Below are 20,753 nucleotides of genomic sequence, written 5' to 3' on the forward strand. Positions count from 1 at the left end.
GTCACTGCTCGGCGCCCACCAGGAGCCGCGCGTCCCCGGCCGCACCGGCCTTCTCCGCGGCCGCCGCCGCGGACCGCCGCCCCGGTACGAGGAGTGCCGCGACCGCGCCGCCGCCGACCGCCGCCGCTCCCACCCAGAGAGCGGGGGTGAGGCCGTCCACGAAGCGGGCGGCGGACTCGTAGCCGCCCTGGGCGGAGAAGACCGCCGCCAGCGTGGCCACGCCGAGCGCGCCGCCGACCTCCCGCAGGGCGTTGTTGGCGCCGGAGGCGATGCCCTGCTCCTCCGGACGGACGCTGCTCATGACGATGTTGGCGCTGGGCGCGAAGTACAGCGCCATCCCGACACCGCTCACGATGAGCGCCGGGAGCTGCGCCGCGTACGACATGCCCGGTTCGACGACCAGGGCGAAGAGCCCGAGGCCGACCGCCTGGAGGGCGAGTCCCGCCGCGACGACCGGGCGGCCACCGATCCGGTCGGACAGGATGCCCGCGATCGGCGCCACGATCATCGGCATGCCGGTCCAGGGCAGCATCCGCAGCCCGGCCTCCGTCGGGGAGTAGCCCGCCGCGTTCTGCAGGAACTGGCTGAGCAGGAAGATCGACCCGAACATCCCGAGGAACATCAGCAGGCTGGCCGCGTTGATCGCGGCGAAGGCGCGGCTGCGGAACAGCCGCATCGGCAGGATCGGGTTGCGGGCCCGCATGCCGTGCCGCACGAAGAGGGCGAGCAGGACGCCGCCGCCGATCAGGCCGCCGAGCACCGGTCCGCTGGTCCAGCCGTCGGCGTTGCCGCGGACCAGGGCGTAGACGATCCCGAAGAGGCCGGCACTGGCGAGCAGCGTTCCGGGCAGGTCCAGCCGCGGGTTGGGGCCGCGGCTCTCCGCCAGGCGCAGCCGGGCGAGCGGGATGAGCAGCAGGCCGATCGGGACGTTGACCCAGAAGATCCACTGCCAGGAGATGTGCTCGGTCAGGGAGCCGCCGATCAGCGGTCCGGCCGCGACCGCGAGGCCGTTGACCGCGCCCCAGATGCCGAAGACCATGCCGCGCCGCTCCGGCGGCACCGCTGCCGACAGCAGGGTGAGCGTGAGCGGCATGAGGATGGCGGCGCCGACGCCCTGGACCGCGCGCGCCGCGATCAGCTCGCCCATGCCCGGCGCGAGCGCGGCGCCGGCGGAGGCGGTGGAGAAGACGCCGAGGCCGACCAGGAACATGCGGCGGCGCCCGAAGCGGTCGCCGAGGGCCGCACCGAACATCAGGAGGACGGCGAAGGTGAGCGTGTAGGCGCTCACCGTCCACTCCAGTTCCTCCAGGGCACCGCCCAGGTCCTTGCGGATGGAGGGCAGCGCGGTGGTGACGACGAGGTTGTCCAGCGCGGCCATGAAGCCGGCGACGCTGGTGATGAGCAGGGCCCAGCCGAAGCCACCGCGTCCCGCGGCGGCGTCCTGCCGCTGTTCTTGCTGTGCCGGTTCCATGATCTCGTTCCCCCAAGCTAATTAGTAATCGATCAATTACTTCTGCGGGCAGACGTCTGCCCCGGTCCGGCCGGCGCGATCCGCCGGCCCTTCCGCTTGCGTGCTCAGTGCGTGCCGGCCGCGGGTTTCTCCGGGAAGCGGTCGGCGTACAGCTCGTCGATGCCCGTCCAGCAGCGCGCGCTCGGCGGGACACCCAGCGCGACCAGGACGTTCACCAGCATCCCGGTGCCGAAGAACTCGGCGACCTCCTGCTCGCTCACCCCCGTGCGCGCCGCGACGTACTCCCACAGCCCCAGCCAGCCGCCGCGGCAGGCGTCGCGGATCTCCTCGTCGTCGACGGCGGCCACGTACATCTGAAGCTGCATCCGCAGGACGTCGCCGCCCGAGATGAGCTCCTGGTACGAGCCGCACATCGCCTGGAAGGCATCCGCCCCCTCCAGCCCCTGCGCCGCCTTCTCGAAGTGCGCCTCTATCGTGCGGACGCACCGCTCGGCCACGGCCAGGAACAGCGCCTTCTTGTTCGGGAAGAGCCGGAAGAGGTAGGGCTGCGACACCCCCATGCGGGTGGCGATGGCGGCGGTGGACGTGCCGTGGTAGCCGCCCATGCCGAACTCCGTCATCGCGGCGCGCACGGCCGCCTCGCGGCGCTCGTCCGCACTCATCCGCATTCCGTCGCTCGCCATGCTCAGTAAGTTATCAGTCACTAACAAGGCTGCACAAGGGGGAGGCGGCGGGACGTCCCGCCGCCTCCCCCTGTGCGTCCGCGACCGGACTAGGCCAGCCGGACCACCGCGCGGGACATGCCCAGCACCTTCTGCCCGGCGCTGACGGCCGTCAGATCGACCCGCACCGTGCGGTCGTCGTCGTCCAGCTTGGCCGCGACCTTGGCGCTGACCTCGATGAGCGCGCCCTCGTCGCCGTCGGGCACCACGACCGGCTTGGTGAAGCGCACCCCGTAGTCGACGACCGCGCCCGGGTCGCCCGTCCAGTCCGTCACCACACGGATCGCCGAGGCCATGGTGAACATGCCGTGCGCGATGACGTCCGGCAGGCCCACCTCCTTGGCGAACCGCTCGTTCCAGTGGATCGGGTTGAAGTCGCCCGAGGCTCCCGCGTACCGCACGAGCGTCGCGCGGTCCACGGGGAAGGTCCGCGCCGGCAGTTCGGTGCCGACCTCGACCTCGTCGTAGGAGATCTTCGCCGTCATCAACTCACTCACCCTCCGGCGCGCGCGCCACCAGCTTGGTCAGCGCCGTCACCACGTGCTCGCCGCTCTCGTCGTACGCCTCGCCGCGGACGTCGATGACATCGTTGCCCGCGAGCGACTTGATCGCGTCGATCGCGACCCGCACCGACAACCGGTCGCCGGCCCGCACCGGGCGGGTGTAGGCGAACCGCTGGTCGCCGTGGACGACCCGGTCGTAGTCCAGTCCCAGCTCCGGGTCGAGGATGACCTGCATCGAAGCCTTGAACGTCATCACGAAGGCGAAGGTCGGCGGGGCGATCACATCGGGGTGCCCGAGCGCCTTGGCCGCCTCGGGATCGATGTAGACCGGGTTCGGGTCGCCGATCGCCTCGGCGAACTCGCGGATCTTCTCCCGGCCGACCTCGTACGGGGCGGTGGGGGGATATGTCCGTCCCACGAACGACTGGTCCAGCGCCATCGGCACCTCCTGGAGCTGTGGTGATTCCTGGTCCAACAACGCCGCAAGGCCGCCCCTGAAGTACAGGGACGGCCTCGTCGGACTTACTACGGCCTGTGTCAGCGCGTCTCGCGGTGCGCGGTGTGCGCGTTGCAGCGCGGGCAGTGCTTCTTCATCTCAAGACGGTCCGGGTCGTTGCGCCGGTTCTTCTTGGTGATGTAGTTCCGCTCCTTGCACTCCACGCAGGCCAGCGTGATCTTCGGGCGGACGTCGGTGGCGGCCACGTGAGTGCTCCTTGACGAACGGTAATAAGGTTTCGAACACGGAAAGAGTAGCCGATTGAGGGACCGATCCCACAATCGGCTACGCAAGGTAGCGGCGACCGGACTTGAACCGGTGACACAGCGATTATGAGCCGCTTGCTCTACCGACTGAGCTACGCCGCTTCGATGAGGAGATCACCCGCCCGGAGGCGGGTCACCTGATCATCAGAGCCCCAATACGGAATCGAACCGTAGACCTTCTCCTTACCATGGAGACGCTCTGCCGACTGAGCTATTGGGGCGAGCGAGGAAGACATTACACGGTCCGCCGCCGAAGGTGAAATCCGTATCTAGTGGGCACCGGGGCGGGTCACCCGGGAGGCGGCCGCGCGCCACCCGCCCGGTCCCGTACGACACTTGACGGCACCAGTACGACTATTCGCTCTTCCCGGACGGATCGGGCACCGGCCCCTAGGCTCGGAACCGCGTGATCTTGCCTCCGGCCCCGAGGAGCGCGATGACCGACAGCCAGCCGCAACCGCCCGCCGACCCGCTCCGCGGCGAATCCGCCCCGGCGCCCGCCCTCCTGCTCTGCGGGGGCCGCCTCGCCGACGGCCGGACGGTCGACGTGCGCCTGGCCGGGCCGCGGATCGAGGCCGTCGGCACCGCGGGCAGCCTCACGGGCGACGGGCAGACACCCCGGGTCGACCTCGCCGGCTACCTGCTGCTGCCCGCCCCCGCCGAGCCGCACGCCCATCTCGACACCGCCCTGACCGCCGACTGCGCCGGGCCGCCCTCGTACGACGGCGAGGAGGTCCAGCGCCGGGTCACCGAGGCCGCCCTGCTCCAGCTCGGCCACGGCGCGACCGCGGTGCGGGCCCACGCGCGGATCGGCGACGTGCAGGGGCTGCGCGCCGTCGAGGCCGTGCTCCAGGCCCGGCGCGCCCTGCGCGGGCTGATCGAGGTGCAGGCCGTCGCCGTGCCGCGGGTGCTCACCGGCGCGGCGGGCGCGGACAGCCTCGCGATGCTCCACGACGCGCTGAAGATGGGGGCCGGCGTCGTGGGCGGCTGCCCCGACCTGGACCCCGACCCCTCCGGGTACGCGGAGGCGGTGCTCGGCGTCGCCGCCGAGTACGGCCTCCCCGTCGACCTGCACACCGACGCGGCCGACCCCGCCCGGCTCTCCCGGCTCGCCGCCATGGCCGGCGGCCTGCGCCCCGGGGTCACCCTCGGGCCGTGCGGGGGGCTGGCCCTGCAGGGCGCCGACACCGTCACCCGGCTCGCCGGGCAGCTCGCGGCCGCCGGGGTCTCGCTGACCGCACTGCCGCAGGGCGGCTGCGGCGCCATGGAGTCCGTGCGCCGGGGCGCCACCGCCCCCGTACGGACGCTGCGCGCGGCCGGGGTGCGCGTCGCCGCGGGCAGCGGGGCGCTGCGCGACCTGACCAATCCGGTGGGCCGGGGCGACCCCCTGGAGGCCGCGTTCCTGCTCGCGTCGCACGGCGAGTGCTCCCCCGCGGAGGCCTACGACGCGATCAGCCGCGAGGCCCGGGCCGTCATGGGCCTGCCCGAGGTGCGGGTCGAGGCGGGCTTCCCCGCGGAGCTGCTCGCGGTGCGCGCCGAGCGCCTGGAGAACGCGCTGTCGCTCGCGTACAGCCGGGTCGTGATCCACCGGGGCAGGGTGGTCTCGCGCACCAGTGCCGTCCGCGAGTTCACCGACACGCTCGCTCTCGACCTGCCGCGCCAGTCCCGGAGCCGCCGTGATCCGGCATGAGGCGTCCGGCGGGCGTACGGTCGGTGGCATGCGCACTGTGATCGCTGGTGGACATGGACAGATCGCGCTGCGGCTGGAGCGGCTGCTCGCCGGGCGCGGTGACGAGGTGACGGGCATCATCCGCAAGCCCGAACAGGCCGCGGCGCTCAGAGAGGCCGGCGCGGAGCCGGTCGTCCTGGACCTGGAGTCGGCCTCGGTCGCCGAGGTCGCGGACGTCCTGCGGGACGCCGGCGCGGTGGTCTTCGCGGCCGGCGCGGGACCCGGCAGCGGCGTCGCGCGCAAGGAGACGGTCGACCGGGACGCCGCCGTCCTGCTCGCCGACGCGGCCGAACGCGCGGGCGTACGCCGCTATCTGATGGTCTCGTCGATGGGCGCCGACTCCGATCCCCGGCCGGGCACCGACGACACCTTCGCCGCCTACCTGAAGGCCAAGGGCGCCGCCGACGCGTCCCTGCGGCACCGCGCCGCCCTCGACTGGACCGTCCTGCGGCCCGGCCAGCTCACCAATGACCCCGGCACCGGCCGGGTGCGGCTCGCCGCGTCCACCGGGTACGGCTCGGTGACCCGCGACGACGTCGCCGCGGTCCTGGCCGAACTGCTCGACACCCCCTCGACGGCCGGTCTGACGCTCGAACTGATCGGTGGTCACACGCCGGTGCCGGTCGCGGTCAAGGACGTCGCCGGCAACTGACGGTCACTTCATTCATTTGGCCGTCACAGTGAGCGACCATCCGTGACGGCCCCTTGAATGGCCTCATCAGTCTCATTTCGGTCGCAGCGCATCGCTGCGGCATGCCACGAAAGAGGTGTCCGATGAGGCGTATGGAACGATCGGGCCAGGACGACACTCCGCCCGGCATATCCCGCCCCCGCCGCCGCCACCGCTGGCGGCGGCTCGCCGTTCTGGCGCTCGCCCCCCTGCTGGCCCTGTCCGCCACCGGCGCGACCGCCCAGGGTGTGTGGCTGACCCTCCCCTCCATCCCCACGGCCCGTTCGGGCCACGCGGCGGCGACGGCACCGTGCCCGGGCGGACTGCAACGGGCGTGCGTGTACGTGTTCGGTGGGCAGCAGTCGCCCGTCGGCCCCCTGCGCCCCGAGTTCGAGGCCTACAGCCCGGCGACCAACGCCTGGGCCACCCTTCCCGCGCTGCCGACTCCGCGCGACGGCCTCGCCGGGCGCGGGGCGCCCTGCCCCGGCCGACCCCAGGACGGGTGCGTGTATGCCATCGGCGGGGCCGACGCCACCAGGGCTCTGAAGGCCGTGGAGGCGTACAGCCCCGCCACCGGCACCTGGGCGACACTGACGGATCTGCCCACCGCCCGTACGGATCTCGCCGCGGCGAAGGCACCGTGTCCGACGGGGTTCGGCCTGCGCGGCACCTGTGTGTACGCGATCGGCGGCCGGGCCACCCCGCACGGCGCGGCCGTCTCCACGGTGGAGGCGTACAGCCCCGCCACCGGCACCTGGGCCACCCTTCACGCCCTGTCCGTGGACCGCGCCGACCTCGGCGCCGTGGGCGCCCCGTGTCCTCCCGGAATGGGCCTGCGTGGCGGCTGTGTGTACGCCATCGGCGGCACCGATGACCACTCGGCGGAGGTCTACAGCCCCGTCGCGAACGTGTGGATGAAGCTCCCTCCGCTCCCCGTCTCGCACGGCAACCGCCCGGCCGTGGTCGCAGCGCCCTGCCCCGGGGGACTGCAGGGCGGCTGCGTGTACGTCGTCGGCTCGGACCCGACCCTGCGGGCCGTCCACGCGTACAGCCCCGTCACCGGCTCCTGGCTCACCCTGCCGCAGACCCCCACGGCGCACGAACGCACGGCCGGCACGGTGGCGCCCTGCCCCAAGGAGTCCACGAGCCCCTGCGTGTACGTCGTCGGCGGGTTGCCCGACCCCAGCAGTCTCCCGCCCGCGACCGGGCCCTCCGCGGCGACCGAGGCCTTCGCCGTCGAACGCGACGCCGGACATCCCGGCGGACCCGGCGGCCCCGGCGGGCCTCGCGGATGAGCGGGCCGACCGCCCCCGCCCCGTCGTCCTTTGGCTCCCTCTCTTTGAACACGCTCCCCACAACTCCCCTTGGGGGCAAGGCAGTAGCCGTGCCCCGCCATGGAAGAGGTAATCGATGAGGCGCATCCGACGGTCCGGGCCCGGGTCGGGACCCCGGTCCACGACCGCCCCGGCCGGCCCTCCCAGGCGCCGCCGGCGGCTGGCCGGTCTTGTCCTGGCCCCGCTCCTGGCCATGATGCCCACGAGCGCGACGGCGGACGGCGTGTGGCTCGACACTCCCCCGCTGCAGACCCCGCGCGGGGGTCTCGCCGCCGCACCCGCTCCCTGCCCGCCGGGCCTGCGGCAGACCTGCGTGTACGCCTTCGGAGGCGTCACCCCGCGCGGGCTGACCCACACCGTCGAGGCGTACAGTCCCGCCACCAACGCCTGGGTCTCCCTTGCCCCGCTGCCCACGGCGCGCAGCGGGCTGGCGGGCAAGGCGGCTCCGTGCCCGGAGGCCGTGAAGAAGAAGACATGCGTGTACGCCATCGGCGGCTCCGTCGATCGCGTTGCCCAGAACACCGTGGAGGCCTACAACCCGGCGGCCAACACCTGGATCGCCATCCGCCCGCTGCCCACCCCCCGCAGCGATCTGGGCGCGGCCCCGGCGCAGTGCCCCAAGGGGTACGGTCTGCGCGGCGCCTGCGTGTACGCCGTCGGCGGCCGCACGGACACGGACCCGGCAGTAAGGACGGTGGAGGCCTACAGTCCGGCAACCGGCACCTGGGCCACCCTGCCTCCCCTGCCCACGGCGCGCGCCCGGCTCGCCGTCGCGTCCGCGCCGTGTCCCGAAGCGCCGGGGCTGCGCGGACTGTGCGTCTACGCGTTCGGCGGGCGGAACAACGCCGGGTTCAGCCTGCGGACGGTCGAGGTCTACAGCCCCGTCACCAATGCCTGGATCAGCCTGCGTCCGATGCCCGTCGCCCGCGACAGCTTCGCCGTCGCGCCGGCGCCCTGCTCGGACGGACTGCGCGGACGGTGCCTCTACGCCTTCGGCGGCGAACGGGTGACGCGCACGGGGGTGAGGCTCCTCAAATCCGTCCAGGAGTACAGCCCCAATGCCGACACCTGGTCGATCCTGCCTCCGCTGCGGACCGCCCGCGACCTCCTGGCGGTCGCGTCCGCGGCGTGCCCCAAGACCTCGAAGGGCGTCTGCCTCTACCCCCTCGGCGGGTTCACCACCTCGCTCCCCCCTTTCCTCCTCACGGACTCTGCGGAGGCACTCGACATCAAGCATGAACTCGCGCCGGCCCGCCCGGCCTTGGGCGAGCGTCCGTACGGCGGCGGTGGCGGAAAGCCCGACGCCTGGCAGGGCGGCCGGCCGGGCGGTCCTCAGCAGGGCTCCCAGCAGGGCTCTCACGACAACGAAAGGGGGGACCAGCGGTCCGACGGCCGTGCGGACGCGGGCGTGAACGATCTGGACGACGCCGGCACCGGGCGCTCCGGGCCGCTCCCGGGCTGACGGGAAGCAACGTCCTTCGGGCCGGCACCCCCTCAAGGTGCCGGCCCGAAGGACGCGAACGGTGGCGCGCCCTCAGTAGGCGTGCCGATCGGCCTTGTCCATCCACGCCTGGTAGGCGGCGGCTCCCATCTCGGGGTGGATCTGGCGGATCTCGATGCGCCGGTCCTCGAGCGGCTTGGTGAAGTCCTCGTACTGGTAGGCGTCGTCGAAGCCGATCTCGCGTGTGGCCTTGAGGTCGCAGCTGTAGAAGACGGCGTCGATGCGCGACCAGTAGATGGCGCTCATGCACATCGGGCAGGGCGCGCCGCTGATGTAGATCGAGTGGCCCTGCAGCATGCGGGCGCGCTCGGGGACCGGATCGGGCGATCCCTCTGGGCGTTCGACGTACGTGAGCGTGCTCTCGTTGCTGTGCTCCTGCGTGATGGAGGGCGCCCGCGGGTTGAGGGCGGCCACGGCCTTGCGGATGCTCTCCACCTCGGCGTGGGCCGTGGGGTCCCCGGTGAGGAGCACCCGGTTCTGCCCTCTGGCGACGATCTGTCCGTCGCGCGTGATGACGGCACCGAAGGGGCCGCCCCAGCCGTTCTCCACCGACTCCGTCGCAAGGCGCACGGCTTCGGCGAGGAATTCCTTGTCACCCATGGCGCACACCTCCGGGCCCGGCAAACTCCAGAAAATTCCGCCGTACCGCACACGGCTTTTTCGCAGCGTTTTCCCTCAAGTCCCTTGTGAACTAGACTACTCCCTATGGGTGCTTCCGCAAGCCGCGACGCCTCGGGCGGCAGCGCAACCGTCGTGGTCTCCCAGAAAGTGCGGGCGGGCTGCGGCCACGATTATCAGCGCTGGCAGGAAAAAGTGACCCGGGCAGCCGAGACCTTCGACGGGTTCGAGGGAACGGAGGTCTATCCGCCGGGCACCGACTCCTCGAACGAGTGGGTCGTGGTGTTCCGCTTCGGCCGCCTCGACCAGTTGACCTCGTGGCTCGACAGCGAACGTCGCAGGTCACTGCTGATGGAAGGGGAACCCCTATTCGAGGGGCCGCAGGCCCAGGAGGTGCTCAGGGGCGGCGCTTCGGTACGGCAGGACACGGTCACCGCGGTGGTCTCGCACGACGTCAGGCGGGGCCGCGAAAAGGATTTCCTCCATTGGCAGAGCCGCGTACTGAAAGCCCAGGAGAAATTCCCCGGATTTCGCGGTTCCGAACTCTTCCAGCCGGTCGACGGCGTACAGGACCGGTGGGTAGCCATGTTCCGTTTCGACACGCGCGGGCATCTCGACGAGTGGCTGGAGTCCGACGAGCGGGCGAAACTCCTTAAAGAGGGCAGGAATTACTTCACCGCATACGACGTGCGCAAGGTCCCCTCCGCCTTCAGCGGGTGGTTCCGGTTCGGGGAACGGGCGGGGGAGGAGGTCCCGCCCAATTGGAAGCAGGCCATGTCCGTGGTCCTCGCGCTCTACCCGACCGTCACGGTACTGAACCTGACGGCCGGTCACGCATTCGGCGACCTGGGGCTGCCCGGCTACCTCGGGCTGTTCTTCAGCAACTGCCTGAGCGTCGCGATCCTGACCTGGTTCCTCATGCCACTGGTCAACCGTGCGCTGGCCTTCTGGCTGACGCCGAGCCGTTCCCGGACGATGCGCGTGCAACTGACCGGCGTCGGCGTCGTGCTGCTGTGCTGGGCGGCGCTGATCACGGTCTTCGGGTTGACGACCCACTGAGCCGCGGCGGTTCGCGGCTCGTCCCGCTCACCTGTCGCGGAAAAATAGTAGCCATGGAAACAATGTCCGTGTACAGTATTTGCCATGAAGCCCGACTACACGCCCGGCTACCTGGTCTGGCGCCTGTCCATGAAGTGGCGTGCCGCCGTCGACCGCGCGGTCGGCCCGCTCGGCCTCACCCACGCGCAGTACTCGCTGCTCGCGTCGCTGTACGGCATGACGCGCGACGGACTGCGGCCGAGTCAGCGCGAGCTGGCCGACCACACGGGTCTGGAGCCGATCTTCGTGTCGAAGCTCGTCCGCACCCTGGAGGCGGCCGGCCTGGTACGCCGCGAACCCCACCCCGACGACGCGCGCGCGGTCCGGCTCGCCCTCACCGACGAGGGCGCCGACGTGGCCGTCCGGGCCGTCGACGTCGTCCGCGAGCTCCACGAGGAGCTCACCGCACCCCTCGGCGGACTGGGCTCCGCGCCCACCGCCGGACTCACGAACGCCCTGCACGCCCTTCTCGGCACCGACGACCGGAACAGGAGCACTCCCATGACCCGTACCCCCTCCCCGCTGACCGGCCAGGACATCGGCAGCGCCCACTACTCCACCCGCGCCGTGCTCGACGTCCTCCTCCAGCGGAACGGGCTCGACTTCGGCCAGTGGGTCGCGCTGCGCACCCTGGTCTCCCGCGGCGAGCCCCTCGGCCGCCCCGAGCTGGAGCGGGTGCTGGCCGAGAGCCTCGCCTTCGCCCCCGACGCCCTGGGCACCCTCGCCGACCGCCTCACCGGCGCCGGGCTCGCCACCGCCGACGCCTCCGGCGGCCTCGCCCCCACCCCCGAGGGCGAGTCCCTCCACACCGCGATCACCGAGGCCCTCGCCGACATCACCGACCGCATCTACGGCGACCTGGACCCCGCCGACCTGGCCACCACCCAGCGCACCCTCGCGCGGATCTCCACCCGGGCCCGCGAACTCCACGACGCGCTCTAACCCGCCGCGCCCTCGGGAACCAGGGCGGTGACGGCCCGGATCTCCTCGGGCGTCAGCACGAGGTCCCGCGCGGCCAGGTTCTCCCGCAGGTGGCCGATGCTCGTGGTGGCGGGAATCGGCAGCATCGCCGGCGAGCGGGCGAGCAGCCAGGCGAGGGCGACCTGCGGGACGGTCGCCCCGTGCCGGGCCGCGACGGGCCCGAGCACCGCGCGCAGCGCCTGCGGGCCGCCGGTGTCGGTGGCCGCGCCGGGCGGCGTGAGCGAGACCGGCTGCCACGGCACGAACACCGCGCCGGCGGCCTCGGTCGCCTCCAGCAGGGCGGCCTCGCCGCGGGCGGCCACGTTGAAGTGCGCCGTGACGGCGGCGATCGGGGCGATCGCGCGCGCCGCGGCCAGCTGGGCAGGGGTCACGTTCGACAGCCCGATGTGCCGGATCAGGCCCTCCTGGCGCAGCGCGGCGAGGGTGCCGACCTGCTCCTCGAAGGACGCGTCCCGCGCCCAGCCGCTGTGCAGGTAGTACAGGTCGATCCGCTCGACCCCGAGCCGCCGGGCGCTGGTGTGCACGCACTGCCGCAGATAACTGGCGTTGCCGACCGCGCCGATCGTCGACAGGTCGGGTCCGCCGCGGACGAAGCCGCCCTTGGTGGCGATCGCCGGCCCGTCGCGGTAGGGGTGCAGGGCCTCGCGGATCAGCTCCTCGTTGGTGTGGGGTCCGTAGACGTCGGCCGTGTCGATCAGGGTCACGCCCGCCTCGACGGCCTGCCGCAGCACCCCGACCCCGCCCGCGGGGTCGGGGTACGGGCCCCACAGCTCAGGGCCGGTCAGCCGCATCGCGCCGTAGCCGATCCGGCCGACCGGCAGGTCGCCGCCGAGGACGAGCGTCGATCGCCGCGCCGTGGTGCTCATGGTGTCCGCCTTCCGTCCGGGGTCCCGCGCCGGTCGCGGGGCCTCCGGGAACCCACCGTCGTGCCGCCGGCGGCGCGGTGCCAGGGAGGACCGTGCCTGTGCAGACCGGTACCAGGCACGCGGCCGGGCGGAGCCCGACACTGGATGCATGGAGCACCGTGGTGACACCTCCGGCGGGAACGAGCTGGGCGACTTCCTGCGCGCCCGGCGCGCCGCCCTCGACCCGCGCCGGGCGGGCCTGCCGGACGACGGACGGCTGCGCCGCGTACCGGGACTGCGCCGGGAGGAGCTGGCCCAGCTCGCGCACGTGAGCATCGACTACGTCGTACGGCTGGAGCAGGGCCGCACCCGACGGGTGTCCCGCCCCGTCCTCGACGCGCTCGCGGACGCCCTCCGGCTCGCCCCCGACGAGCGCGCGTACCTCTTCACCGTCGCCGACGTCGCGCCGACCGCCGCGGCACGGCAGCCCGCCGCGCAGACCGTCGACCCGCAACTGCTCCAGGTCCTCGACGGCATGCGCGACGTGCCCGCGCTGGTCCTCGGGCGCCGCCAGGACGTACTGGCCTGGAACGCCGCCGCGACCGCCCTGCTCACCGACTTCGCCGCGATCCCGCCGGGCGAGCGCAACCTGATCCGGATGACCTTCCTCGACGAGGGCTACCGCGCCCTGTACACCGACTGGCCGGCCGCGGCCCGGGACTGCGTCGCGGTCCTGCGCATGGAGGCCGGCCGGCACCCCGACGACCCGGCCCTGGCCGCGCTGGTGGGCGAACTCACCGCGCGCGACCCGGACTTCCGCACCTGGTGGGACACGCACCGGGTGCGCGGGCCCCGGCAGCTCACCAAGACCTACCGCCACCCGGTGGTCGGCCCGCTCACCCTGGACGTCCAGCAGCTGTCCGTCGCGACCGCCCCGGACCAGCTCCTGGTGGCCTACACCGCCCAGCCCGACTCGCCGTCGTACGAGGCGCTGCGCTTCCTGCTCCAGTGGTCCGGGCGCGCCGGGGAACGGTCCCCGCAGGGCGGCCCCCGGCGGCAGCCTTGAGGATTCCGGGGCCGGCGGCCGCGGTGGCGACCCCGGAACCCGGGCAGTAATTTGACTCACGACAGCCTTTCGCACCCTTTTCACGGGAAGGGCATCCCGGACCGGGCGGCGCAAAAGGAGCGGCCGGAATCGCGGAGGGTGCGATGCGCGCATGAACGCGGAACGCGAGCCGGCCCGTTCGCGCTTTCTGCCGGCGTTCGTCCTCATTCCGATCCTGGCCGCCATGGCCGGGCTCTTCGCCGGCTCGTACAGCTTCGCCATGGCGCATCCCACACCGCACCGCGTGCCGATCGGGGTCGTCGACGAGGCGCCCGCGGTGGACCCCTTCCTGACCCGCCTGGACGCCGGGCTCAGCACCCAACTGGAGGAACACCGCTTCGCCACGCGCGACGCGGCCGTCGCGGCCGTGGAGCGCCAGCACATCTTCGCCGTGCTGCAGGCGGGGCCCGGCGGCAGGGGCGTCACCCTCGAACTCGTACCGGCCGCCGGCGCCTCGGTGGCCCGGGTCCTGGCCGCCGCGGCGCCCGGCGCCGCCGCACAGGCCGGCGTACCGCTCACCGTCACCAGCCTCAAACCGCTGCAGCCCGGCGACCCGCAGGGCCTGGCGATCTTCTACATCACGCTGGCCGCCATCATCATCGGCTTCGTCGGGTCCGGCCAACTCAGCCTGCACGCACCGGCGCTGAGGCCGCTGGAGCGTATTGCCGCGATCGTGGCCTTCTCGGTGCTCGGCGGGTTCGCGATCTGCGCCGTCGTGGACTGGGGCCTGCACGTGCTGCGCCTGCCCTTCTGGGAGTCCTGGGGCATCCTGACGCTGACGATGGTGACGTCGGCCCTGGTCTTCACGATGTTCCACATCCTCTGCGGCCGCTGGGCGATCCTGCCTACCTGGGCGCTGATGGTCCTGCTGGGCAATCCCTCCTCCGGCGGGGCCGTGTCCTGGCCGCTGCTGCCGCAGCCGCTGGGGGCCATCGGGCGCTGGCTGCCGCCCGGGGCGTCGGTCAACGCCCAGCACAACGCGATCTACTTCTACGGCCACCAGTACGCCTTCCCGTTCCTGGTGCTCATCGGCTGGGCGCTGCTGGCCGTGGTGGTCTTCTGGACCTGGCGCTACCGCAGCCGCCCGAGAACGTCGTCCTGAGGCCGCCTCCCGGAATTCCGCCGTATTCACCGATGCGCCTTTTCCGCACGCCGTCCCGCGGAATTCCGGGTGCCGATCCACGGGAGTGAGGACGTGCGCGCGGACGTGCGGCCGCGGTGACCTTCGCCACGTCACCCGTGTCCCGGGAGGCGGTTCCGGTACGGGCGAAGTGCCCGGAATGCCGCACGGGCAAGGGAATCCGGGCGCCGGGCCCGGCCGTCCCGGCCGCGAGGGGCGAAGGGCGGCTGTGAGCCACGTCCTGTCGGCACCTGCGGGACCGCCCTAGGCTGGCCGGCCAGGCGCGCCCCTCAGTGGGCGCGTCAGTGCTCGCGACCGCAATGACGCGCCGGCAGAGGACCACGGCGGGCACCTGTGAAGGACGGTTCACGATGCCCACTGATCTCTCGCCATTCATCACCGCCGCCACGCGCTGGCTGCTCTCGGCGTTCCCGCCGGCGGCCGGCGCGCTCAACCACGCCCTGGCCGAGGCGCAGGCGTGGCAGGCGGCCACCATCGCGGCCGCGCTCCGCTACCCCACGTCCCTCGACGCCGAACTGCTGGCCGTGCTCGGTCCCGGCGGCTCCGGCCGGCTGGACGCCGTCACCGGAGCCGACGTCCACCTGCCGGCGGACGACGACCAGGTCTGGCGCACCTGGGTGGACGAGACGATCGTCAGCTGGGCCGCCTGCCTGCTCGCCGACGTCGAACTCGCCGCGACCGCGGCGGCCTGCCTGGCCGCGACCCACCACGGCGCGGGCGGCTCCGGCGACGTGGGAGACGCCCGCCGCCTGACGATCCCCAGCCCCCGCGACCACAGCGCGGCCCCGCTGCTCCGCCACCCCGACCTTCTCGGCCCCATCGCCGGTCTGCACCGCGAGAGCCTGCTCGGCCTCCTCCACGCCGACCCGACGGGCGACCCTTCGTTGCGGGCGTAGGCCGTACGCCGCCCACAGGCTTTTCGGCGCCAACTCCCCCTGCGTCCGGCGGACTTCGTACGGGCCGGGCTTCCGCGTGCCCGGGCGCGGAACATTTCTGTCGTTCGGGGCGTGCAACCCTCCGCGCACTTTTGGGAGTACCTAAGGACGGACGTCCCTGCGGCGGCCACCACCCGGTGGCCGCCGCGGGCCGGCGCGCGGGCCCAGCGCGCCGGCCGTCGAGGACCGCCCGGCGCGGTGCCGGGCACCGGTTGCAAGGAGAAACTGCCCATGGCTCTCAGTCCCGCAAGGAAAGCGGGCGTGGCCGCCGTCATGGCCGCCGCGATCGGCGCGGTCTCGTTCGGCGCCTCCGCGATCGCGGCCCCGTCGGCCCCGGCCGCCGCCGTGCCGGCCACCCACCGGGCCGCGGCCCCCGCCACCGCCCAGAAGGCGGCGAAGGCGGCCACCGCCCACCGGCAGGCGCCGCGCGTCGTCACCCAGCTGATCGGCAAGGGCCGCGTGGACGGCCAACGCTGGTCCGTGACGCTGGAGTTCCACCCCACCCTGCCGAAGGGCTACACCCTGCCGACCCGTCCCGACGGCAGCACGGTCCCCGGCGACGCGCTGCTGTGCCAGCGCATGTACATCGGCGGTGTGCGCATCGACCACCAGGGCGGCCCCTGGAGCGACTGCCAGGCCGTCACCGGGGCCCACGACCCCGCGGGCAACGGCAGCACGGGCCTGTGGGGCCTGCACGACAAGGGCACCACCGGCACCCGACTGATGGTCGCCAACCCCGAGGCCGAGGTCGCCTACGGAGTGCTCCGCTTCTCCGACGGCACGCGGGTGCGGGCGAACACCGTCGCCGTTCCCGGCACCGGCTACCGCGCCTGGGCCGCTCCCATAGCCGACGGGAAGACGATCGCGGTGGTCGACCAGTTCGACGCCCACGGCAAGCGGCTCAGCCACGACACCTACTGGCGCTGACACCCCCGAGGCGAAGGACGGGCAGCCCCTGCCGTGCAGTCACGTGACCCCAGGGCCACCGACAGCGGACCCGACGCGGAGTTCTCCCGCTTCGTCGCCGCCCGCTGGCGATCCCTGACCCACACCGCGTACCTGCTCACCGGCGACTTCCACGAGGCGGAGGACCTGGTGCAGACGACGCTGGCCCGGGTGTACCCGCACTGGCGCCGGCTGCGGCCCGAGTCCGCCGAGCAGTACGTGCGGCGTGCGCTGGTCAACACCAACCGCAGCCGGCACCGCCGCCGCAGGATCGCCCATCTCCTCTTCGCCTCCGTGCCCGACACCCGCCCCGTCCCCGACGACGGGGCGGGCGTCGGCGGCGTGGAGGGGAACGACGCCCTGACCCGCATGCTGGCCGTACTGCCCGAACGGCAGCGGGCGGTCGTGGTGCTGCGGTACTGCGAGGACCTGTCCGCCGAGGAAGTCGCGGACGTCCTCGGCTGCTCGGTCGGCACCGTGAAGAGCCAGGCGTCCCGGGCCCTGGCCAAACTGCGCACCGACGCCGGTCCCGCCCAACCCCACCCCCGTCCTCCCGGCCGCCCCGTGGAGGCGCGATGACTCCCGACCCCGGGCAGGAGGACCGGCTGCGCGCCGCCTTCGCCCGCTCACGCGACGCCCACCCCTCCTCGCCGCCACCTGTCGAACGCATCCTGACGGTCGCGCGCACCCGCAGGCGGCGTGTGCGCGCCGCGACCGCCGCCGCGGTGGCCGGTGCCGCGTGCGTCCTCACCGCTGCCCTGACGCTGCCGTTCCTCGGTCCGCACTCCTCGACCGGGCCGGCGCACACCGCTTCCCCCACCGCGAGCCCCACCGCCACGGGGACGCCCCGTACACCGGACACGGTCACCGTCCGCGTCGCCGAGGGGGAGACGGACCATCAGCCATGGTCCGTGGCACTGGAGTTCCACCGCACTCTGCCGAAGGGCTACACCCGGCCCGTCCTCCCCGACGGCAGCACCGCGCCCGGCGACGGGCTGCTGTGCCAGCGCATGTACATCGGCGGCATACGCATCGACCACCAGGCCGGCCCCTGGAGCGACTGCCAGCCCGTCACCGGCACGCACGACCCTCAGGCCAACGGGAACACGGGCCTGTGGGGCCTGCACGACAAGGGCGTCGCCGGGACCCGCCTGATCGTCGCCAACCCCGAGCCGGAGGTCGCCTACGGCGTGGTCCACCTCTCCGACGGCAGCCAGGTCAAGGCCCTCGTGGTCACCGTCCCCGGCACCGGCTACCGCGCCTGGGCCGCTCCCATAGCCGACGGGAAGACGATCACCTCGGTCGACGAGTACGACGCCCTCGACCACCGGCTCGGCCACTCCACCGAGTGGCGCTGAGCCGGTCGGCGAGGACGTCTCCGGCGCACCGGGTCAGGCCGGTCCGCCGTTTCCGCCCGCCGGACCGGGGCCGCCCAGCAGGCGGTCGAACCACGCCCGGGTGCGCCGGAGCAGGTCGAGCTGGTGCGCGCGTTCGGCGATCATGTGGCCCTCGCGCGGGTAGGTGACGAACTCGTGCTCCACACCGAAGTGCCGCAGCGCGCGGTGGAAGAGGACGGCCTGGCCGATGGGCACATTGGTGTCCTCCTCCCCGTGCAGGATCAGCACCGGCGTGCGGATCCGCGACGCGTACGAGATGGGGCTGACCCGGTCGTGGGGGTGAGGTCCGGGGCCTTCCCAGCCAACGCTGCCGCTGACGCCGGCCTCGTTGGCCGGGCCCCCTTCGCCGGTCGCGGCGAGCATGCCCCAGTCGCTGATCCCGGCACCCATCACCGCGGCCTTGAAGCGGTCGGACTGCGCCACCGCCCACGCCGCCATGTACCCGCCGTGGCTCCAGCCGCCGATCCCGAGCCGGTCCGGGTCGGCGACGCCCTCCGCGATCAGCAGGTCGATCCCCTCGATGATGTCCGTCCACTCGGCGCCGCCCGCCGCCCCCGCAGCCATGGCCGCGAAGGTGTGGCCGTGGCCCTCGCCGCCGCGCGGGTTGGCCAGGAAGACGGCGTAACCGGCGGTCGCGAGCCACTGCCCCGGAGGCAGGTCGATGTGGAACTGGAACTCGTCGGCGTACCGCCCGTACGGGCCGCCGTGCACGAGGGTGACGAGCGGGAACGGGCCGTCCTCGCGGCTCCGGCCCGGCGGCAGGAGCAGCAGTCCGTCCAGGGCGAGGCCGTCGGACGCCTTGTACGACAGCCGTTCCTGGCTCCCCCACGCGACCTCGCGCAGGTGCGGCCTGGTGTCCCCGACCCGGGTCAACGGGCCCTCGGGAGGCCCGGCGTGGACGTCCTTCGGCTCGTGGGCCGTGCCCGCCAGCACGGCGATCGTCCCACCGGACCGGCTCACGCTGAGCGCGTGGACCTGGCCCTGCCGGGTGGACAGCCGCCGAAAGCGCCGGTCGTGGGGATCGAGCCGGAAGAGCGCGGTGTCCAGGCCGTCGGCGAAGAGCGCCAGGGGCGGGCCGCCGGCGACCTGTACGAGTTCGGTCGGGCAGACGGCCATGTCCGCCGTGAGATTGCGGTGCTCCGCGGCGGGACCGGCCTCGGGAACGGCGACGTCCAGGACGGCGCGGCCGCCCACGGTGTCGGGAGGGGTGGTCGTCAGGTAGGCCAGGTGCCAGCCGTCGTCGGCGGCCCACCAGGCCGGCGAGCTCGCGTCGAGCCCCGCGGGGCCCAGGTCCCGCACGGCCCCCGTCGCGAGATCCACGACATGCAGCTCGGCGGTGAACACTCCGGGATCGGTGTCCGGGCCCGACCAGCTGACCACCGCCAGCGGGCCGCCGTCCGGCCGCTGCGCCATGTGCACGACGTGCCGCTCGTCCAGCCCGTCCACCAGCCGCAGTTCACCACTGGCGAGATCGAGCAGCCGCAGCCGCGCGCACGCCACCCGCTCCCCCCACACCACGGCGTCGTCCCCCTCGGCCTCGCGGCGTTCAGCCTCCGCGTCGGGCTCGTCCCCGGCGACCACGGCGACGGTCCGGCCGTCGGCCAGCGGCAACTGGCCCGCGATGCCGCCCTGCCAGGACGTCAGGGCCTCCACCTCCCCGCCGTCGACGGACACGCGGTGCAGCTGCCCGCCCGAGGTGAAGAACACCGAACCCGAATCCGGTGCCCACTGGGGACGGCCGTACCAGCCCGCACCTTCGGTCAGCCGCCGCGGCGGCACGCTGCCGTCGACGGCCGACAGCCACAGGGTGGTGAACGGGCGCTCCCGGAGGCCGACCGTGCTCGCCAGGTACACGACCGCGCCGCCGTCCGGCGAGACCACCGGAAACCGCGGCGCGACACTGTCCACGATCAACTCGGCCAACGACGCCGATGCCGTCCCGGGTATGTCGCTCAACTCGCCCACTCCGTCCGTCCGTAACAGCCCGACTGCACGCGACCTTCCTAGCGTTCGGGCGGTGGCGCCGTCAGCGACCTGGCCGAATTCGTCCTGTGCGGCGGCGCGCGGGCGCCAGGGGTGACGGTTCCCAGGACAGGCGCGCCCCGCTGGCACGGGCGATCGCGCGCAGGTGGGGGCCCGTGTTGCCGACGTACCAGGTCCGCCGTTCCGTACGCGGCCACACATAGGCCGGAACACCGTCGTCCAGCAGGGCGGTCAGCCGCGGCTGTTCCAGCGACTCGGCCGAGAACGCGTAGAGCGCGGGCAGCCTCGGGACGATCAGCCCGTAGTCGAGCATGCGGGCGAGGGCGTGCTCGTCGAGGACGGTCGCGTCGACGGGCGTGGTCACCGGGTAGTCGGGCGGGAAGGACCGGCCGAGGTCGAGGAACATCCGCACCGCCCGGTGGCGCGGGTCGGCCAGCAGGGGGCCGAACGCGGCCGCCCGGCCGAGCGCGAGTCGCGGCCGCACCAGCATCGCGTGGGTGAACAGGACGCGGAGCAGCGCGACGTTCATCATGAACCGCTCCACCCGCGACTCGGCGGCGGCCAGGTCCTCGTGGCGCAGATAACCGGCGACGATGCTCGCGTTGTGCGCCCGGTACCAGCGCCCGGGGCCGGGCGCGCGGATGAAGTCCACCCAGAACTCGACGCTGCGGGCGCTGGCAGCCGTGCCCGGGGCCGCCGCCCCGCTGGTCAGCAGATGGGCCTCGGTCTTGTCGCGCAGCAGGCCTTCGTTCACCGCGCGCCACCAGGGACTGCCGGGCCGTTCGGACGTCCCGGGCGTCTCGGGCGCGAGCACGCCGCGGGCGAGCGACCAGCGCATGAAGCCCAGTTCGGCACAGCCGTACCGGCGCCGGGGCCCCGTCGCGAGCCGGTAGAACTCCTCCGCCAGCGCGTACCGCCCGGCCGGATCGTCCCGTACGCGCGCGACCCGCTCCTCCGCGCGTGAGGCCGCGTCAGCCACGGCTGCTCGATCGGATCTGCGTCATGCGGAGACC

General features: G+C 73.3%; 20 protein-coding genes, 2 tRNA genes and 1 pseudogene. 12 read left to right on the forward strand and 11 right to left on the reverse strand.

Translation table 11 applies throughout. The features are described from left to right. Nucleotide 1 precedes the first annotated feature (1 nt). The 7 genes from ABZ883_RS06760 to ABZ883_RS06790 all read right to left on the reverse strand — a co-directional run bounded on the left by ABZ883_RS06760 (nt 2) and on the right by ABZ883_RS06790 (nt 3,679). On the reverse strand, nt 2-1,471 hold the full coding sequence (locus tag ABZ883_RS06760) for a DHA2 family efflux MFS transporter permease subunit (RefSeq protein WP_360902574.1): 1,470 nt from the start codon (nt 1,469-1,471) through the stop codon (nt 2-4). Nucleotides 1,472-1,575: 104 nt separating this feature from the next. Continuing rightward, complete coding sequence (locus ABZ883_RS06765; protein ID WP_360902578.1) at nt 1,576-2,154, reverse strand: TetR/AcrR family transcriptional regulator; 579 nt, start codon at nt 2,152-2,154, stop codon at nt 1,576-1,578. Nucleotides 2,155-2,243: 89 nt separating this feature from the next. Beyond that, nucleotides 2,244-2,678 (reverse strand): MaoC family dehydratase, encoded by a 435-nt coding sequence (locus tag ABZ883_RS06770; protein WP_360902581.1) that lies wholly within the window; start codon nt 2,676-2,678, stop codon nt 2,244-2,246. Between the two features lie 4 nt (nt 2,679-2,682). After that, on the reverse strand, nt 2,683-3,135 hold the full coding sequence (locus ABZ883_RS06775; RefSeq protein WP_360902584.1) for a MaoC family dehydratase N-terminal domain-containing protein: 453 nt from the start codon (nt 3,133-3,135) through the stop codon (nt 2,683-2,685). Nucleotides 3,136-3,233: 98 nt separating this feature from the next. After that, nucleotides 3,234-3,398 (reverse strand): 50S ribosomal protein L33, encoded by a 165-nt coding sequence (gene rpmG, locus ABZ883_RS06780; RefSeq protein WP_004571794.1) that lies wholly within the window; start codon nt 3,396-3,398, stop codon nt 3,234-3,236. An 89-nt stretch (nt 3,399-3,487) separates the two neighbouring features. Then, a tRNA-Met gene (locus ABZ883_RS06785) sits at nt 3,488-3,560 on the reverse strand. A gap of 46 nt (nt 3,561-3,606) precedes the next feature. After that, nucleotides 3,607-3,679: transfer RNA gene (locus ABZ883_RS06790), tRNA-Thr, on the reverse strand. Nucleotides 3,680-3,894: 215 nt separating this feature from the next. Between ABZ883_RS06790 and ABZ883_RS06795 the strand changes: the two genes are divergently transcribed. The 4 genes from ABZ883_RS06795 to ABZ883_RS06810 all read left to right on the forward strand — a co-directional run bounded on the left by ABZ883_RS06795 (nt 3,895) and on the right by ABZ883_RS06810 (nt 8,653). After that, the gene (locus tag ABZ883_RS06795) at nt 3,895-5,148 is read left to right on the forward strand and encodes an amidohydrolase family protein (RefSeq protein ID WP_360902587.1); all 1,254 of its coding nucleotides are present in this window, start codon (nt 3,895-3,897) and stop codon (nt 5,146-5,148) included. Between the two features lie 28 nt (nt 5,149-5,176). Then, nucleotides 5,177-5,839 carry an NAD(P)H-binding protein gene (locus ABZ883_RS06800; RefSeq protein WP_360902590.1) on the forward strand — a complete coding sequence of 221 codons (663 nt, stop codon included), beginning with the start codon at nt 5,177-5,179 and terminating at the stop codon, nt 5,837-5,839. A gap of 131 nt (nt 5,840-5,970) precedes the next feature. Next, the gene (locus tag ABZ883_RS06805; protein ID WP_360902593.1) at nt 5,971-7,152 is read left to right on the forward strand and encodes a kelch repeat-containing protein; all 1,182 of its coding nucleotides are present in this window, start codon (nt 5,971-5,973) and stop codon (nt 7,150-7,152) included. Nucleotides 7,153-7,384: 232 nt separating this feature from the next. Beyond that, nucleotides 7,385-8,653, forward strand: coding sequence for a kelch repeat-containing protein (locus ABZ883_RS06810; protein ID WP_360902596.1), 1,269 nt, complete (start codon nt 7,385-7,387; stop codon nt 8,651-8,653). Between the two features lie 72 nt (nt 8,654-8,725). On the opposite strand, the gene ABZ883_RS06815 is transcribed toward ABZ883_RS06810, so the two are convergent. Further along, nucleotides 8,726-9,292, reverse strand: a complete 567-nt coding sequence (locus ABZ883_RS06815; protein WP_360902599.1) for a nucleoside deaminase — start codon at nt 9,290-9,292, stop codon at nt 8,726-8,728. 105 nt (nt 9,293-9,397) lie between these two features. Between ABZ883_RS06815 and ABZ883_RS06820 the strand changes: the two genes are divergently transcribed. Next, a complete protein-coding gene (locus ABZ883_RS06820) occupies nt 9,398-10,369 on the forward strand; it encodes an antibiotic biosynthesis monooxygenase (RefSeq protein ID WP_360902602.1) in 972 nt (323 codons plus the stop codon). A gap of 84 nt (nt 10,370-10,453) precedes the next feature. After that, a pseudogene (locus ABZ883_RS06825) lies at nt 10,454-10,837 on the forward strand (MarR family transcriptional regulator); the annotation flags it as partial. A 509-nt stretch (nt 10,838-11,346) separates the two neighbouring features. Here the strand turns inward: ABZ883_RS06825 and ABZ883_RS06830 are convergent. Then, nucleotides 11,347-12,255 carry an aldo/keto reductase gene (locus tag ABZ883_RS06830; RefSeq protein WP_360902605.1) on the reverse strand — a complete coding sequence of 303 codons (909 nt, stop codon included), beginning with the start codon at nt 12,253-12,255 and terminating at the stop codon, nt 11,347-11,349. A 148-nt stretch (nt 12,256-12,403) separates the two neighbouring features. Here ABZ883_RS06830 and ABZ883_RS06835 point away from each other — a divergent pair, with 148 nt between their 5' ends. The 6 genes from ABZ883_RS06835 (at nt 12,404) to ABZ883_RS06860 (ending at nt 17,718) form a co-directional block, all read left to right on the forward strand. Further along, nucleotides 12,404-13,300, forward strand: coding sequence for a helix-turn-helix transcriptional regulator (locus ABZ883_RS06835; protein WP_360902608.1), 897 nt, complete (start codon nt 12,404-12,406; stop codon nt 13,298-13,300). 151 nt (nt 13,301-13,451) lie between these two features. Beyond that, a complete protein-coding gene (locus ABZ883_RS06840; RefSeq protein WP_360902611.1) occupies nt 13,452-14,441 on the forward strand; it encodes an ABC transporter permease in 990 nt (329 codons plus the stop codon). Between the two features lie 389 nt (nt 14,442-14,830). Further along, the gene (locus ABZ883_RS06845) at nt 14,831-15,376 is read left to right on the forward strand and encodes a hypothetical protein (protein ID WP_360902614.1); all 546 of its coding nucleotides are present in this window, start codon (nt 14,831-14,833) and stop codon (nt 15,374-15,376) included. A gap of 270 nt (nt 15,377-15,646) precedes the next feature. Continuing rightward, nucleotides 15,647-16,342 (forward strand): hypothetical protein, encoded by a 696-nt coding sequence (locus ABZ883_RS06850; protein ID WP_360902617.1) that lies wholly within the window; start codon nt 15,647-15,649, stop codon nt 16,340-16,342. Between the two features lie 33 nt (nt 16,343-16,375). After that, nucleotides 16,376-16,939 (forward strand): SigE family RNA polymerase sigma factor, encoded by a 564-nt coding sequence (locus ABZ883_RS06855; RefSeq protein WP_360902620.1) that lies wholly within the window; start codon nt 16,376-16,378, stop codon nt 16,937-16,939. Beyond that, complete coding sequence (locus ABZ883_RS06860) at nt 16,936-17,718, forward strand: hypothetical protein (protein ID WP_360902623.1); 783 nt, start codon at nt 16,936-16,938, stop codon at nt 17,716-17,718. The genes ABZ883_RS06855 and ABZ883_RS06860 overlap by 4 nt, the downstream gene beginning before the upstream one ends. A gap of 33 nt (nt 17,719-17,751) precedes the next feature. On the opposite strand, the gene ABZ883_RS06865 is transcribed toward ABZ883_RS06860, so the two are convergent. Continuing rightward, nucleotides 17,752-19,713, reverse strand: coding sequence for a prolyl oligopeptidase family serine peptidase (locus tag ABZ883_RS06865; RefSeq protein WP_360902626.1), 1,962 nt, complete (start codon nt 19,711-19,713; stop codon nt 17,752-17,754). A 70-nt stretch (nt 19,714-19,783) separates the two neighbouring features. Further along, nucleotides 19,784-20,719, reverse strand: a complete 936-nt coding sequence (locus ABZ883_RS06870; RefSeq protein ID WP_360902629.1) for a hypothetical protein — start codon at nt 20,717-20,719, stop codon at nt 19,784-19,786. Nucleotides 20,720-20,753: the final 34 nt, after the last annotated feature.

The organism is Streptomyces sp. NPDC046977, assembly GCF_040644455.1.
GTDB lineage: Bacteria > Actinomycetota > Actinomycetes > Streptomycetales > Streptomycetaceae > Actinacidiphila.

Bases quoted from the DNA above. Each gene is read 5' to 3' on its own strand.
- ABZ883_RS06760 (WP_360902574.1), bottom strand. From the start codon at position 1,471: ATGGAACCGGCACAGCAAGAACAGCGGCAGGACGCCGCCGCGGGACGC.
- ABZ883_RS06765 (WP_360902578.1), bottom strand. From the start codon at position 2,154: ATGGCGAGCGACGGAATGCGGATGAGTGCGGACGAGCGCCGCGAGGCG.
- ABZ883_RS06770 (WP_360902581.1), bottom strand. From the start codon at position 2,678: ATGACGGCGAAGATCTCCTACGACGAGGTCGAGGTCGGCACCGAACTG.
- ABZ883_RS06775 (WP_360902584.1), bottom strand. From the start codon at position 3,135: ATGGCGCTGGACCAGTCGTTCGTGGGACGGACATATCCCCCCACCGCC.
- ABZ883_RS06795 (WP_360902587.1), top strand. From the start codon at position 3,895: ATGACCGACAGCCAGCCGCAACCGCCCGCCGACCCGCTCCGCGGCGAA.
- ABZ883_RS06800 (WP_360902590.1), top strand. From the start codon at position 5,177: ATGCGCACTGTGATCGCTGGTGGACATGGACAGATCGCGCTGCGGCTG.
- ABZ883_RS06805 (WP_360902593.1), top strand. From the start codon at position 5,971: ATGGAACGATCGGGCCAGGACGACACTCCGCCCGGCATATCCCGCCCC.
- ABZ883_RS06810 (WP_360902596.1), top strand. From the start codon at position 7,385: ATGATGCCCACGAGCGCGACGGCGGACGGCGTGTGGCTCGACACTCCC.
- ABZ883_RS06815 (WP_360902599.1), bottom strand. From the start codon at position 9,292: ATGGGTGACAAGGAATTCCTCGCCGAAGCCGTGCGCCTTGCGACGGAG.
- ABZ883_RS06820 (WP_360902602.1), top strand. From the start codon at position 9,398: ATGGGTGCTTCCGCAAGCCGCGACGCCTCGGGCGGCAGCGCAACCGTC.
- ABZ883_RS06830 (WP_360902605.1), bottom strand. From the start codon at position 12,255: ATGAGCACCACGGCGCGGCGATCGACGCTCGTCCTCGGCGGCGACCTG.
- ABZ883_RS06835 (WP_360902608.1), top strand. From the start codon at position 12,404: ATGGAGCACCGTGGTGACACCTCCGGCGGGAACGAGCTGGGCGACTTC.
- ABZ883_RS06840 (WP_360902611.1), top strand. From the start codon at position 13,452: ATGAACGCGGAACGCGAGCCGGCCCGTTCGCGCTTTCTGCCGGCGTTC.
- ABZ883_RS06845 (WP_360902614.1), top strand. From the start codon at position 14,831: ATGCCCACTGATCTCTCGCCATTCATCACCGCCGCCACGCGCTGGCTG.
- ABZ883_RS06850 (WP_360902617.1), top strand. From the start codon at position 15,647: ATGGCTCTCAGTCCCGCAAGGAAAGCGGGCGTGGCCGCCGTCATGGCC.
- ABZ883_RS06860 (WP_360902623.1), top strand. From the start codon at position 16,936: ATGACTCCCGACCCCGGGCAGGAGGACCGGCTGCGCGCCGCCTTCGCC.